This is a genomic window from Peribacillus sp. SRI_006 (assembly GCF_057586375.1).
The window spans coordinates 102,181-115,988 of the sequence record NZ_JBYCZT010000007.1; the positions used below are offsets into that span (position 1 = coordinate 102,181).

Annotated in this window: 14 protein-coding genes; all 14 read left to right on the forward strand. The window is 41.4% G+C overall.

Annotation, left to right across the window (positions count from 1 at the left end):
• The first annotated feature begins 11 nt into the window (after nucleotides 1-11).
• Nucleotides 12-437, forward strand: a complete 426-nt coding sequence (locus AC2YHV_RS11820) for a methylglyoxal synthase (RefSeq protein WP_048681639.1) — start codon at nucleotides 12-14, stop codon at nucleotides 435-437.
• Entirely contained in the window at nucleotides 421-1,131 is a 711-nt protein-coding gene (gene bshB1, locus AC2YHV_RS11825) for a bacillithiol biosynthesis deacetylase BshB1 (RefSeq protein WP_487373244.1), read from the forward strand. Before AC2YHV_RS11820 ends, bshB1 begins: the two co-directional genes overlap by 17 nt.
• Nucleotides 1,132-1,138: 7 nt before the next feature.
• Nucleotides 1,139-2,278 carry an N-acetyl-alpha-D-glucosaminyl L-malate synthase BshA gene (gene bshA, locus AC2YHV_RS11830; protein ID WP_063575754.1) on the forward strand — a complete coding sequence of 380 codons (1,140 nt, stop codon included), beginning with the start codon at nucleotides 1,139-1,141 and terminating at the stop codon, nucleotides 2,276-2,278.
• A 13-nt stretch (nucleotides 2,279-2,291) separates the two neighbouring features.
• Nucleotides 2,292-3,476, forward strand: a complete 1,185-nt coding sequence (locus AC2YHV_RS11835) for a CCA tRNA nucleotidyltransferase (protein ID WP_487373245.1) — start codon at nucleotides 2,292-2,294, stop codon at nucleotides 3,474-3,476.
• Complete coding sequence (locus AC2YHV_RS11840; protein ID WP_487373246.1) at nucleotides 3,461-4,441, forward strand: biotin--[acetyl-CoA-carboxylase] ligase; 981 nt, start codon at nucleotides 3,461-3,463, stop codon at nucleotides 4,439-4,441. Before AC2YHV_RS11835 ends, AC2YHV_RS11840 begins: the two co-directional genes overlap by 16 nt.
• 342 nt (nucleotides 4,442-4,783) lie before the next feature.
• On the forward strand, nucleotides 4,784-5,620 hold the full coding sequence (gene panB, locus AC2YHV_RS11845) for a 3-methyl-2-oxobutanoate hydroxymethyltransferase (RefSeq protein WP_053535578.1): 837 nt from the start codon (nucleotides 4,784-4,786) through the stop codon (nucleotides 5,618-5,620).
• Nucleotides 5,617-6,465 carry a pantoate--beta-alanine ligase gene (gene panC / locus AC2YHV_RS11850; protein ID WP_487373247.1) on the forward strand — a complete coding sequence of 283 codons (849 nt, stop codon included), beginning with the start codon at nucleotides 5,617-5,619 and terminating at the stop codon, nucleotides 6,463-6,465. Before panB ends, panC begins: the two co-directional genes overlap by 4 nt.
• Nucleotides 6,466-6,489: 24 nt before the next feature.
• Nucleotides 6,490-6,873, forward strand: coding sequence for an aspartate 1-decarboxylase (gene panD, locus AC2YHV_RS11855; RefSeq protein WP_057276303.1), 384 nt, complete (start codon nucleotides 6,490-6,492; stop codon nucleotides 6,871-6,873).
• Between the two features lie 160 nt (nucleotides 6,874-7,033).
• Complete coding sequence (gene dinG, locus AC2YHV_RS11860; RefSeq protein ID WP_487373248.1) at nucleotides 7,034-9,814, forward strand: ATP-dependent DNA helicase DinG; 2,781 nt, start codon at nucleotides 7,034-7,036, stop codon at nucleotides 9,812-9,814.
• A gap of 150 nt (nucleotides 9,815-9,964) precedes the next feature.
• Nucleotides 9,965-10,135 (forward strand): YpmA family protein, encoded by a 171-nt coding sequence (locus AC2YHV_RS11865; protein WP_065310840.1) that lies wholly within the window; start codon nucleotides 9,965-9,967, stop codon nucleotides 10,133-10,135.
• 18 nt (nucleotides 10,136-10,153) lie between these two features.
• On the forward strand, nucleotides 10,154-10,630 hold the full coding sequence (locus AC2YHV_RS11870) for a cell wall elongation regulator TseB-like domain-containing protein (RefSeq protein WP_034307930.1): 477 nt from the start codon (nucleotides 10,154-10,156) through the stop codon (nucleotides 10,628-10,630).
• Nucleotides 10,631-10,649: 19 nt separating this feature from the next.
• Nucleotides 10,650-11,834, forward strand: coding sequence for a pyridoxal phosphate-dependent aminotransferase (locus AC2YHV_RS11875; protein ID WP_063575758.1), 1,185 nt, complete (start codon nucleotides 10,650-10,652; stop codon nucleotides 11,832-11,834).
• A 257-nt stretch (nucleotides 11,835-12,091) separates the two neighbouring features.
• Nucleotides 12,092-12,769, forward strand: a complete 678-nt coding sequence (locus tag AC2YHV_RS11880) for a GntR family transcriptional regulator (protein ID WP_487373249.1) — start codon at nucleotides 12,092-12,094, stop codon at nucleotides 12,767-12,769.
• Nucleotides 12,770-12,878: 109 nt separating this feature from the next.
• Complete coding sequence (gene hpaI, locus AC2YHV_RS11885) at nucleotides 12,879-13,796, forward strand: 2,4-dihydroxyhept-2-ene-1,7-dioic acid aldolase (protein ID WP_487373250.1); 918 nt, start codon at nucleotides 12,879-12,881, stop codon at nucleotides 13,794-13,796.
• The last annotated feature ends 12 nt before the right edge of the window (nucleotides 13,797-13,808 follow it).

A 13,808-nucleotide genomic window follows, 5' to 3' on the forward strand; every position in this document is an offset into this window, starting at 1 on the left:
GAGGATTTATTATGAAAATTGCCTTAATTGCCCATGATATGAAAAAAGAAGATATCATTCAATTTGTGACAGCCTATAAAGATGTATTTGAGCAGCATGAATTATTTGCAACAGGTACGACTGGGAAACGAATCATGGAAGAAGTATCACTGCCTGTCCATCGTTTTCATTCAGGACCTCTTGGCGGAGATCAGGAAATAGGTGCAATGATTGCACGCGGAGAAATGGACATGGTCCTATTTTTCCGCGATCCTTTGACATCACAGCCGCATGAACCTGATGTATCTGCGCTTATCCGCCTATCAGATGTATATGAAATTCCCTTGGCAACAAATATGGGCACTGCAGAAGTGCTCATACAAGGTTTAAAACATGGGTATATGGACTGGCTAAAACTACGGCAAAAACAAGGTGAGATAAATGATAAACAAAAGTAATATAGATATCCTGGCTTTCGGGGCACATGCTGATGATGTTGAAATCGGTATGGGTGGCACAATCGCTAAATATGTGCAACAAGGCAGGAAAATTGTCATTTGTGATTTGACAAAAGCTGAAATGTCGTCCAATGGAACCGTTCCACTGCGGCAAGAGGAAGCCGATAAGGCTGCTGAAATCCTTGGGGTGAAGAGGATTTCCCTTAATCTACCCGACAGGGGACTATACATGAAGGCGGAATACATAAACCAAATCATCACGGTCATTCGCCAATATAAACCTGCACTTGTATTTGCACCATTTTTGGAAGATCGCCATCCCGATCATGGTAACTGTGCCAAATTAGTCGAGGAAGCAGTTTTTTCGGCAGGAGTAAGAAAGTATATGGAAGAAGAAGGTCTGAGTTCCCATCGTATCCAAAATATGCACTATTATATGATCAATGGGTTTCACAAACCGGACTTCGTCGTGGATATCACGTCTACAATATCGAAAAAGCTGGATAGCCTTAGGGCATATGGGAGCCAATTCGAAAAAAGTCAGGTATCTGTAGAAACACCGTTAGTTAATGGCTATATCGAGACTGTAGAGGCACGGGAGCGGATGTTTGGCAAAGAAGTGGGTGTCGCCTTTGCGGAGGGATTCATGACAAAAAAACCGTTACTGATCGATGCCGACTTGTTAGGAGAATAATAATCTTATGAAATTAAAAATTGGAATTACCTGTTACCCGACAGTTGGGGGTTCTGGTGTCGTAGCAACTGAATTAGGTAAGATGCTTGCAGAAAAGGGACATGAAATACATTTCATTTCTTCAAGCATCCCTTTTCGCTTAAATAAGATGTACTGTAATATTTTTTATCACCAGGTTGAAGTGAACTCATATTCAGTCTTTCAATATCCGCCATATGACTTGGCGCTTGCGAGCAAGATGGCGGATGTCGTAAAACGGGAAAAATTAGATATCCTTCACGTTCACTATGCAATTCCACATGCTGTTTGTGCGATCCTTGCAAAGCAGATGTCAGGTAATGAAGTAAAGATCGTAACGACACTGCATGGTACGGATATCACCGTTTTGGGCCAGGATCCCTCATTGACCAATTTGATTAAATTCGGCATAGAGCAATCAGATGTCGTTACAGGAGTATCTAATTCCCTTGTTCAGCAAACGCACGAATTAATCGCGCCGGATAAGGAAATCAAAACCGTTTATAATTTCATTGATGAAAGAGAGTACCATAAATCCGATTCAGATTACCTTAAGGATGAATACGGAATCAGGGAAGATGAAAAAGTGATCATACATGTTTCGAATTTCCGTTCGGTCAAGCGAGTGAAAGATGTCATCCAGGCGTTTTATTTAACTCAAAAGAAAATGCCTGCAAAGCTACTGCTCGTAGGAGATGGGCCGGAAGTGACAACCGTATTGAAATTGGCTAAAGATCTTGGAATCGATGATGCGGTCTTGTTCCTTGGTAAGCAGGATAACCTTGCGGAATTATATTCAATCAGTGATTTGATATTTCTGTTATCGGAAAAAGAGAGTTTCGGACTTGTGCTGCTCGAGGCGATGGCATGTGGAGTTCCTTGTATCGGGACGAATATCGGGGGAATACCTGAAGTCATCGTTGATGGGGAGACTGGTTATATTTGTGAATTGGGAGATGTCAAAATGGTTGCTGAAAAAGCGGTTGGACTTTTAAGCGACCCGAGTTTACATAAACGCTTTTCTGAAGCTGCGCTGGAAAGGGCCAATACTGATTTCCATAGTGATACGGTTATGTCAGAGTATGAAGCCATCTACATTCAAGCACTTGAAGGTAAATCCATGGAATAGGGAGGAGACGCTGATGGATCGGTTATTCTTGAAATCAGTACCCATTCTGGAATTGATTGAAGAAGCAGGATATGAGGCTTATTTCGTTGGCGGCTCTGTAAGGGATTATATCCTTGGCAGGACAATAAACGATGTGGACATCGCTACTTCCGCAACACCCCAGGAAATCAAAAGGATTTTTCCTAATACGGCTGATATCGGAATCGACCACGGTACAGTGCTTGTCATTACGGATATGGGTACATACGAAATTACGACGTTTAGAACGGAAAGCGGGTATTCGGACTTTCGCAGGCCCGATGCCGTAAAGTTTGTCCGTTCTTTGACCGAAGATTTGCAAAGAAGAGATTTTACCATGAATGCAATAGCAATGGATAAGACCGGAAAGATCATCGATCCATTTAATGGTAAGCGCGATTTGGTACAAAAAAGGATTATCACAGTTGGTAACCCGCATGAAAGGTTTCATGAAGATGCATTGAGAATGATGCGTGCTTTAAGGTTCGTCAGTCAACTTGATTTTGAACTGGATCAAGAAACCTTTGATTCCCTTAAAGAGAACGCCCAGAACATCAGTGAAATCGCTGTCGAAAGAATCCTGGTTGAATTTGAGAAACTAGCGGCCGGCTCCAATAAGATAAAGGCTTTCTCACTCTTGCTGGAAAGCGGATTATATCAATACCTGCCTCTATTCTCAAGTAAAAAAGATCATCTGATGGACTTACTGAACCTGCCGCTTCATCAACTGAATGCGGCAGAGATATGGTCTATCATCATGATTCACACAAAGGATCAAGAAATCGAAGAGGCTTTGAGGGCATGGAAGCTGCCATTGAAAACGATAAGAAACGTTCAACGTACGATAAAGCTGGTGAAGAGTAAGGAACCATCAGCCATCGATGTATTTCAGGCAGGTCATGGCATAACGGTACAAGCTGCTAAAGTCAGAGCTGCACTGAATGCCGGGAATGTATCGGATGCTGAAGAGAATGCACACCAACGCTACAATGAACTTATTATAAAACAAATGTCGGATCTTGCCGTCACGGGGACGGATTTATTGATTTGGCATCAAGAGAAGCCAGGTCCATGGGTCAAGGAATACTTGGAAAAAATATTGAAAGCTGTCTTGAATGAAGAATTAAGAAATGATAAAGAAGAAATTAAGAGGTGGCTGGTGAAATGCAATCTGAGTTAAGAACAAAGCTGATGGAAGCCCTCTCAAAAGCGGATGGTGCGTTTATATCCGGTCAGGAAATTGCTGAATACATTGGCTGTTCGCGCACAGCGGTCTGGAAGCATATAGAAGACCTGCGCAGTGAAGGATATAATGTCGAAGCTGTTAGGAAAAAAGGCTACCGGATCATATCGGCGCCGGAAAAAGTGTCCGAGAGCGAAATACAACTTGGCTTGGAAACAAAAACGATCGGCAAGATGATCCATTATCAGGAAACTGTTGAATCCACTCAAAAAATTGCGCATCAACTAGCAAATGAAGGCGTTCAGGAGGGAACCCTCGTCGTTGCCGAGGAGCAGTTATCCGGCAAAGGAAGGCTAATGAGATCTTGGCATTCCCCAAAATTCAGCGGGATATGGATGAGTCTGATCCTAAGACCGAAAATTCCGATTCATGAGGCGCCGCAACTTACATTATTGGCCGCGGTCGCTGTAGCTCAGGCTATAGAGGATACCACTGATTTGAAGCCGCAGATAAAGTGGCCGAATGATATTTTGGTGAATCGCAAGAAAGTGGTGGGCATCCTGACGGAGATGCAGGCGGAGTCAGATAGAATCCATTCTGTCATTATCGGAATTGGAATGAATATCAATCAGCAATTGGAGGATTTTCCTGAAGAACTGCAGGAAAAAGCGTCCTCCCTACTCATAGAAAGTGGAGGGACGATTTCAAGGTCCAGGGTCATTCAACGAGCATTATTTCGTCTTGAAAATCTGTACGAACTCTATTTAGATCAAGGGTTCATGCCTATAAAGGATTTATGGGAGAGTTATGCGATCAGTCTTGGACAGGTAATCAAAGCCAGTACCGTTAATGACATGATTGTCGGTAAAGCATTGGGCATAACGGATTCAGGCGTTTTACTTCTCGAAGACGAAAAAGGTACCGTACATTCCATATATTCTGCTGATATTGAAATTCAGTAGATTTTTGTCAAATTCGTGAAAATTAAATAGAAAATTTCAAATTTGCTTGATATAATGCAAGTGGGCAGTATCTCATGTGAACTGCACCCCCATAAATACCAAATTATTTGAAAATCTGCCTTGATCCAGAGAACTGGACTGGGACGGAGGGATGAAACTTCTGATGAAACAAAGGGATTGACTAAAAAGCTAAGTGCTGTTTATTGATCGAATTGTGGCTTTTCATGCCATTTTTCGTAGCGAAACAGATACTTTTTTAGTCAGTCCTTTTTTTGCGCATGAATGTATAGACACCAGTTTTCGCTGATGTTTTCATCTCCTCCATTAAAAGGAGGAAACGTAATGAAATTGTCCGGAGATTTTTTGAAGATGAAACAAAATCAAGAGAAGATTGTCATGCTCACGGCTTATGATTACCCGTCAGCAAAGTTAGCCGAACAATCAGGTGTAGACATGATTTTAGTCGGTGATTCTTTAGGAATGGTCGTATTGGGGTATGACTCAACGATTCCAGTTACGGTGAATGACATGATCCATCATACAAAGGCAGTAAAACGCGGGGCACCAAATACATTTGTCGTGACGGATATGCCCTTTATGAGCTATCACCTATCTATGGATGAAACACTGAAGAATGCAGCCCGGATCATGCAGGAAGGTCATGCGGACGCCGTGAAGCTCGAGGGAGCGGATGATGTTGTTGAAAAAATATCAGCATTGACAAAGGCAGGGATCCCGGTTGTAGCCCATCTTGGCTTGACTCCTCAATCCGTCGGTGTTCTGGGCGGATATAAAGTGCAAGGTAAAGATGCAGAAAGTGCAGCACAACTCTTGGAAGATGCGAGAAAGTGTGAAGCGGCAGGGGCGATGCTAGTAGTTTTTGAATGTGTTCCATATCAAGTGGGGGAACTCGTCACACGGAACCTCGAAATTCCAACCATTGGAATTGGAGCAGGTGCAGAAACGGATGGTCAAGTCCTCGTTTACCATGATGTCATCAAGTATGGGGTAGACCGGCTAGCGAAATTTGTAAAAGTTTATGGAGATGCAAATGAACTGATTGGCCAATCGATTACAAGCTTTGTGAATGAAGTGAAATCTAAAGATTTTCCGTCGGAAGAACATACATTCACGATGAAGGAAGAGCAGCTTTCTGAACTTTACGGAGGAAAAAGATGAAAACTTTTACATCAGCAGCTGATTTGCAATTGGCACTTAGAGAGGAAAAAAACAATCACAAAAGCATTGGCTATGTAGCGACAATGGGGTTTTTGCATGAGGGGCATGCAACCCTTTTGGAAAAGGCCCGCAAAGAGAATGATATTGTGGTATTGAGTATTTTTGTAAATCCGATGCAGTTTGGACCGAATGAGGATTTTGAAACATATCCGCGGGATTTGGAACGGGATGAAAATGTCGCAGCCAATGGCGGAGTGGATTATCTCTTCTATCCAACAGTCCATGAAATGTACGGTGAAGAACCATCTGTGAAAGTTGTTGTCCAAAGCAGGACGGATGTTTTATGCGGGAGACAAAGGCCTGGACACTTTGATGGTGTAGCGACAGTCTTAACGAAATTCTTCAATATCATCCTTCCCGATAGAGCTTACTTTGGTAAGAAGGATGCCCAGCAAGTCGCCGTGATAGATGGACTGATCAAAGACTTCAATTTCCCTATCCAGCTTGTTGCTGTAGATACCGTACGCGAGGAAGATGGGTTAGCGAAGAGTTCGCGAAATGTGAACCTATCAGATCCAGAACGCATGGAGGCTAAAGAGCTGTACCAAAGTTTATTGAAGGCCAAAGAGGCGGTTGAATCAGGTGAAAGAAATGCAGCTACCGTCACGGCTCTAATTAGTGAACATATTACTGCCCAAACAAGTGGCGTGATTGACTATATTGAAGTCTATCAATACCCGGAACTTAAACCACTTGAATCACTGGCAGGAAACATCATCATTGCAATGGCTGTAAAGTTCAAGCATGCAAGACTAATTGATAATATCACCTTATATATAGAATAAATCATAAGATCAGGGGGAATTGAGATGTTTCGAACGATGATGAATGGAAAAATCCACCGTGCACGGGTAACTGAAGCTAATTTGAATTATGTAGGCAGCATTACGATTGATGAAGATATAATAGATGCGGTGGGGATTTTGCCTAATGAGAAAGTCGCCATCGTGAATAATAATAATGGTGCAAGGCTTGAAACGTATGTGATTGCGGGTGAACGGGGCAGCGGTGTCGTGTGTTTGAATGGAGCGGCAGCTAGACTGGTGCAGCCGGATGATATCGTGATAATCATTTCTTATGTGATGGTTTCTGAGGATAAACTGGGAGATCACAAACCAAAAGTTGCGATCATGGATGAATACAATAAAATCATTGATTTAATTTCAAACGAACCTGCAGCTACAATCATGTAACCGGAGGGCCGGCACATGTGCATGAAACATGCATATAGGTGCCGGCCCTTTTCGTCTTTTGATGAACGGCTTGTTTCCTTTATTACGATTATTATGGTATAAAAAAGATAAGAGAATTCCATCAGGAAGTGGAGAAAGCGAAGTTTGAGGTGTACAATTCATGATGCAACGATATGTAGTGGTCGATTTGGAAACAACAGGGAATTCTCCGAAAAAAGGAGATAGGATTATTCAATTTGCTGGAGTGGTCATCGAAAATGACCAAATCGTGGATGAATACTCGACATTCATCCACCCTGGACAGGAAATTTCCTTGTTTATTGAAGAATTGACCGGAATAAGCAACGAGACGGTAAAAAATGCACCTGACTTTGAAGATGTTGCAGAAAATATTGCCCGGCTTATAGAAGGGGCTTGTTTTGTTGCCCATAATGTTTTATTTGATTTATCTTTTTTACAGGAAGAACTAGTGCGATGCGGGTTTGAGCCGTTTTATGGTTCCACCCTTGATACAGTGGAGTTAGCGAAAATATTAAAACCAACATCCGATGGATATAAGCTACACCAGCTGGCTAAAGAAGAAAACCTAGATCATTCCAGGCCCCATCAAGCGGATAGTGATGCATATGCCACCGCTTTATTATTGTTGGAATTGAAAAAAAAGCTGATGAATCTTCCAGTCATGACACTTAAACAGTTGTATCGATTATCTTATTCCTTACAAAGTGAGGTTTCCGAATTAATAGATGCTTGCATTGCAAGCAAACTTGCTAAAGCAGAAGTCCATTCACCTGATCTAATCACTTATAGGGGCCTTGCCTTTAAAAAGGCTGAACATGAAGGTGATCATAAAGACACGGGGTCTAAATTCCCGCTCGACAATGAGGAAAAAGTAGCCATGCTCCAAAGTGCATTCCCTGCATTCGAAGCAAGAAGCGGACAACTTGATATGATGAACCTGATTCACAATTCTTTCGAAACCAGCCAGGATGCAATCATTGAAGCTGGAACCGGTATTGGTAAATCGATAGGTTATCTGCTTCCGGCCGTTTATTTTGCAAAAAAACATCAAAAACCTGTCGTCGTTTCGACGTATACGCTTCAGTTGCAGGACCAACTACTTCAAAACGAGGTTCCTAAGCTTAAGAAAATCCTTCCTTTTACCTTTCAAGCTGTTTTACTGAAGGGGAGAAGCAATTATTTGAGCTTGGCAAAGTTCGAAAGGGCTTTGCGTGAAAAGGAAGATAATTATGAAACGGCCTTAACGAAAATGCAGATATTGGTTTGGCTTACTGAGACCGTAACAGGTGATAAAGATGAATTGAACCTTACAAGCGGCGGTCAGCTATTTTGGAATAGGCTTCAAAGTGATGGTCTTACATACGCCGGTTTAAAACAGCCCTGGCTTGAATTGGATTTTTTTGAACGGGCAAAAAAAACAGCTGCAAAGGCGGATATCATCATTACTAACCATTCATTTTTAATGACGGATCTTCTTACGGAAGACGCCTTGATTCCCAAAAAAGGGTATTTGGTTCTCGATGAAGCACACCATTTGGAACAGGCTGCATCCAAACAGCTTGGGAGCAGGCTTAATTACATTTCGGTGAAGACGATTTTGAACAGACTAGGGACATCGGATCAAAAGCAATTATTATATAAATTGGACAGGATGCTTTTGAATAACGGACTGACGGCCGGGAAATCTTCACATGAATTGGATCAAAAGCTTAGTGATTTTTCGTATGAATTCGAACAGCTTTTTTATTACCTTTCCAATCAGGCGGAAAAACTTTCACGTTCTGTAAGTCCAAAACGGCTTTCATTCAAAATAGATGACGGAAGATGGGGAAAAGCGATTCTTGTCGCTGAGCGGTTGGTGGATTTATTAGGATACATCATCACGGAGTTAGAGAAAAGATTGGCCCTTTTATTGAATAATGAGTCCCCATTAGGGAAAAATTCATTATTTCACTTGAATGATATCGAGGTGCTGCTTGGACATTTACAGGATACCAGGGACTCCTTGCATGAGTTTTTCATCAAGCCGCATGAAGAAAATATTTATTGGCTTGATTATACGAATGCAGCACCTCAGCATGGGGTGACTTTGACGGTTCAGCCGATTGCAGGCAGTAAACGGCTATGGGATTCCTATTTCGGGCGCCAAAAAAGTGTGATCATGACATCGGCAACCCTTGTGGTGAAGGATTCTTTTAAGTATTTTAAGGAACAACTCGGATTAGAGAATGAGCCTATGCAGACAGCAAGTTTTCCATCACCCTTTCCTTATAAGAAACTCGTAAAGGTACTGGTTCCAAATGATCTACCAGATATCAATTGTTTATCGGTGGAGGAATTCTCCGAAACCGCTGCAAACCATATTATTGCTGCCGCTCAGGCAGCGAAAGGGAGAATGATGGTATTATTCACCTCGCATGAAATGCTGCGCGCAACCTATCATTCGGTCAAAGATTGTGGTGTTCTGGATGAGTTCACCCTGTTTGCACAAGGGATTTCTGGCGGAAGCCGGATGAGGCTGCTCAGGAATTTCCAAAACTTCGAGAAAGCGGTCCTGTTTGGGACAACAAGCCTATGGGAGGGCGTCGATATCCCTGGCGAGGATTTATCTTGTTTAATCATTGTCAGGCTGCCTTTTTCGCCACCGGATGAACCAGTGACAGCTGCAAAATGCCAACTTCTCGAGAAGCAGGGGCGCAATCCATTCTCTGAGTATTCATTACCCGAAGCCCTATTAAGGTTCCGACAAGGTTTCGGCAGGCTTATACGCACTCCAGAAGATAAAGGGATTTTGGTTATACTTGATCGCCGCATCATCACTGCTAAATATGGAACTGAATTTCAAAAGGCGATTCCGAAAGTGGACTGGCACCAAGGCACTATTTCAGAAATGGCTGAAATGATAGAAGAGTGGATTTAAAGGATCTTGATAATTCATTAATCCAGGAATTTTTATAATTTTTAAAGAAAAATAACCACTGAACTGGTATAATGTGATAGGTGGTAAAGCCTTCAAATCCTATTCATACCAGTGGTTGTTGACAATTTATTAAAATGGAGGGGCATTTTCATGGAAAGTAAAATCGAAGTAATTTCAACAGTCAGGTTGCAACATTCTCCTGATCTGTATAAAATTGTGGATTCCTTGAACCGAACATTGAAAAAAGATGATTTGATGTTCGGTCTGGCATTGGATTCCCAAGATCAAGAAAAAGCGATATTTACAATTTATCGTACATAGAAAGAAGGAAAAGCAGCTTTGAAAAAATGGTTGATTATTGCTTCTATCCTAGTCCTTTGTTTTATCGGATTTGTCAGCGGGGCATATATTAAAGCGTTGCAGCCTAAAAAAGAGGCTGGTAATGAGGCTTTTAAAAAGGCAAAGGAAGAGGGCGGCCTTGTTACCATGGAAGAATTCTACCTTTATAATGGGCAGGATTCATACTCTGTCATCATTGGTAAGGGGGAAAAAGGGACTAAAAAAATAGTCTGGCTTCCTGAGGACAAGAAGAAAGAAATAGTAGTGGAAAACTATAAAGATGGTAAATCAAAAAAAGAAATCATGAACATTGTCAAAGAAAAGCTTAATCCCCAAAAAATCATTTCGGTTAAGCTAGGCATGGAAAAGAACGTCCCGCTTTGGGAAGTAACGTATCTTGATGAATCCGAGCGCTTTAATTATGACTATTATGATTTTAAAACTGGGGAATGGCTAAAGTATTATCGAAGCATTTAGAATGGAGGATTAATTTAAAATGAAATTAGCGAACCGTGTTCAGTCATTAACGCCATCAACAACATTGGCCATTACGGCAAAAGCAAAGGAACTTAAGGCCCAAGGTTTAGATATAATTGGTTTGGGTGCAGGTGAACCAGACTATAATACGCCCAAACATATCATAGATGCAGCACTTCTTTCCATGAATGAAGGTCAAACTAAATACACGCCATCCGCTGGTCTGCCGAAGTTAAAAGAAGCAATTGCGGCTAAATTGAAGCGTGATCAGGGCTTGGATTACAAACCGTCTGAAATTGCAGTTGGCTCAGGTGCAAAGCACTCGCTGTACACATTGTTTCAAGCTATCCTGGATGAAGAAGATGAAGTCATTGTTCCGATACCATATTGGGTGAGCTATCCTGAGCAAATCAAGCTTGCTGACGGTAAGCCGGTTTATATAGTCGGTACGGAAGAAAATCAATATAAAATCACGAAAGAACAATTAGAACAAGCAATTACCGATAAAACGAAAGCGGTTATCATCAACTCTCCAAGCAATCCAACGGGCATGCTTTATTCCAGGGAAGAATTGGCGGCTATCGGGGAAGTTTGCCTGGCTCATGATATCTTGATCGTTTCCGACGAAATTTACGAAAAATTGGTTTATGGAAATGCTAAACATACATCCATTGCAGAGATTTCACCTGAATTGAAAAAGCAAACGATCATCATCAATGGTGTTTCTAAATCGCACTCGATGACTGGCTGGAGAATAGGTTATGCAGCCGGTGATGAATCCATCATTAAAGCAATGGCGAACCTTGCTAGTCATAGCACATCCAACCCAACGACAACCGCTCAATATGGTGCGATTGCGGCTTATGAAGGTACACAGGAGCCTGTTGAGGAAATGCGTCAAGCATTTGAAAGCCGTTTGAATAAAATCTATGATAAATTGGTTGAAATTCCAGGCGTAAGCTGCATAAAACCACAAGGGGCATTTTATTTATTCCCTAACGTTAAACGTGCAGTTGAATTAACAGGGTATAGCAATGTCGAAGATTTTACGACTGCGTTGCTTGAAGAAGCTCAAGTGGCTGTTATTCCAGGTTCAGGGTTCGGTGCACCTGATAACATCAGACTCTCTTATGCAACTTCACTGGAGCTGCTGGAAGCAGCCGTTGAAAGAATACATTCATTCGTTAATTCAAAAATGGCCTAATTTATTAAAAACCTGCAGACTGAGTCTGCAGGTTTTTTAGTTGGATTATATTTCGATACGTGAAGAAGGCGGGACATTGCATTTTAGTTCACTTCACCATTGTAAAGGAAAAGGTGGGCTGCGGGATTTTCTAGATACATTCAGTCTATTCATAGGCACAGATCATTCATATATGCAAAACAAGCATGTGGAAAATCATATATGATTTTTAATGAAAATCGATTGCAATCATATATGATTTCATATATGATGAAAATATGGAAGATAAAAGCAAAAACCCCAGCAAAAAGCAACTAGCTTATGAGCACCTTCGTAAATTAATTTTGGATGGAACATATGGTTCTGGACAGCGGATCATTATCGATCAAACGGCAAAAGAACTTAGTTTAAGTCCGATTCCTGTCAGGGAAGCGATCAGGCAACTGGAATCTGACGGCCTTATTCAATATAAGCCTTATAGTGGAGCGGTGGTTACAAGCATAAATGAGAGCGAATACATTGAAACTCTTTCTGTTTTATCTCTGCTTGAAGGATATGCAGCTGCACTCAGTTCTTTAACCATGAATGATCATGATTTTGAAAATCTAATTAATTTAAACAATGAAATGGAAAAAGCCCTCCATAACTTTGAATTAGAGCTGTTTGGTAAATTAAACGAATGTTTCCATGCGGGAATTTATGAAAAGTGCGGAAATTCCTTTTTAATAGAGGAAATTAAACAGGCACAACAAAGAATGAATAGAGTCAGAAAGTCCATGTTCACCATGGTGCCGCAACGCGCAGTCCAATCGATTCGCGAACATGAAAGCATCATAAAGCTCCTAAAGGAAAAAGCATCTTTTGAAGAAATTGAATCATTGGTGAGAAAGCATAAACTGAATGCGATAAGCACTTTCAAGCAGAGGGCGGAAACTAATCAAGATCAGGCACTTTGATGACCCAGGCTTTGTTTTATTATAGTCGATTGATTATTGATAAAAGCAAAGCCGATTTTTTCATTTGAATTATTCGTAATATTCAAATAATAAAAAGGTGGTAGAAAATATGTACGAGGAAATCAAAAGTCGTTTAAGAGGATCCATCGCACCCGTTATCACTCCCTTTGATGACAAGATGGAAGTTGATGTAAAGGCAATTGAAAATCTAGTAAACTGGCATATTGAAAGCGGTTCCCATGGAATTTCGGTATGCGGGACTACAGGCGAGCCGAGTTCACTTACGATTGAGGAACGGGAATTAGTGATGGAAACGGCAATTAAAGCAACAAAAGCCCGTGTTCCAGTTGCACCAGGTACCGGATCTGCCAATCAGAAAGAAACGTTGCATTTGACAAAAAGGGCACAGGAAATGGGCGCGGATGCTGCTTTAGTCATCGTACCTTATTACAATAAACCGAATCAACAGGCACTTTATAATCATTTTAAAACCGTAGCCAATGCTGTTGATATCCCGCTGATCGTTTATAACATTCCCGGAAGAACGGCGACGAATTTAGAAGTGAAGACATTGGCACGTCTTGCTGAAGATTGTGAAAATATTATTGGTGTAAAAGAATCTAATAAAGATTTCGAACATGTGAACCGTGTCTTATTGAATTGCGGAAGGGATTTTCTCTTATATTCTGGCATTGAATTATTATGCTATCCAATGTTGGCTATTGGAGGGGCAGGACATATAAGTGCTACTGCCAATATCACTCCTAAAGAAGTGGCGGACATTTATAACCTTTGGGTGGAGGGTGATGTAGATAAGGCGCTTGACCTCCATTACAAATTAATGCCATTGAATGATGTTTTGTTTAAAGAAACCAATCCAGGACCATTAAAAGCTGCGATGGGGATGATGGGGAAAATCAATCCGGCATTAAGGCCGCCTATGGGACCGCCTTCGGAACCATTGGAAAAAGAACTGCGTGAAACCCTTCAATCATACGGGTTGATTGACCAAAAAATCCAGTCATAAAGCTAGATTGGG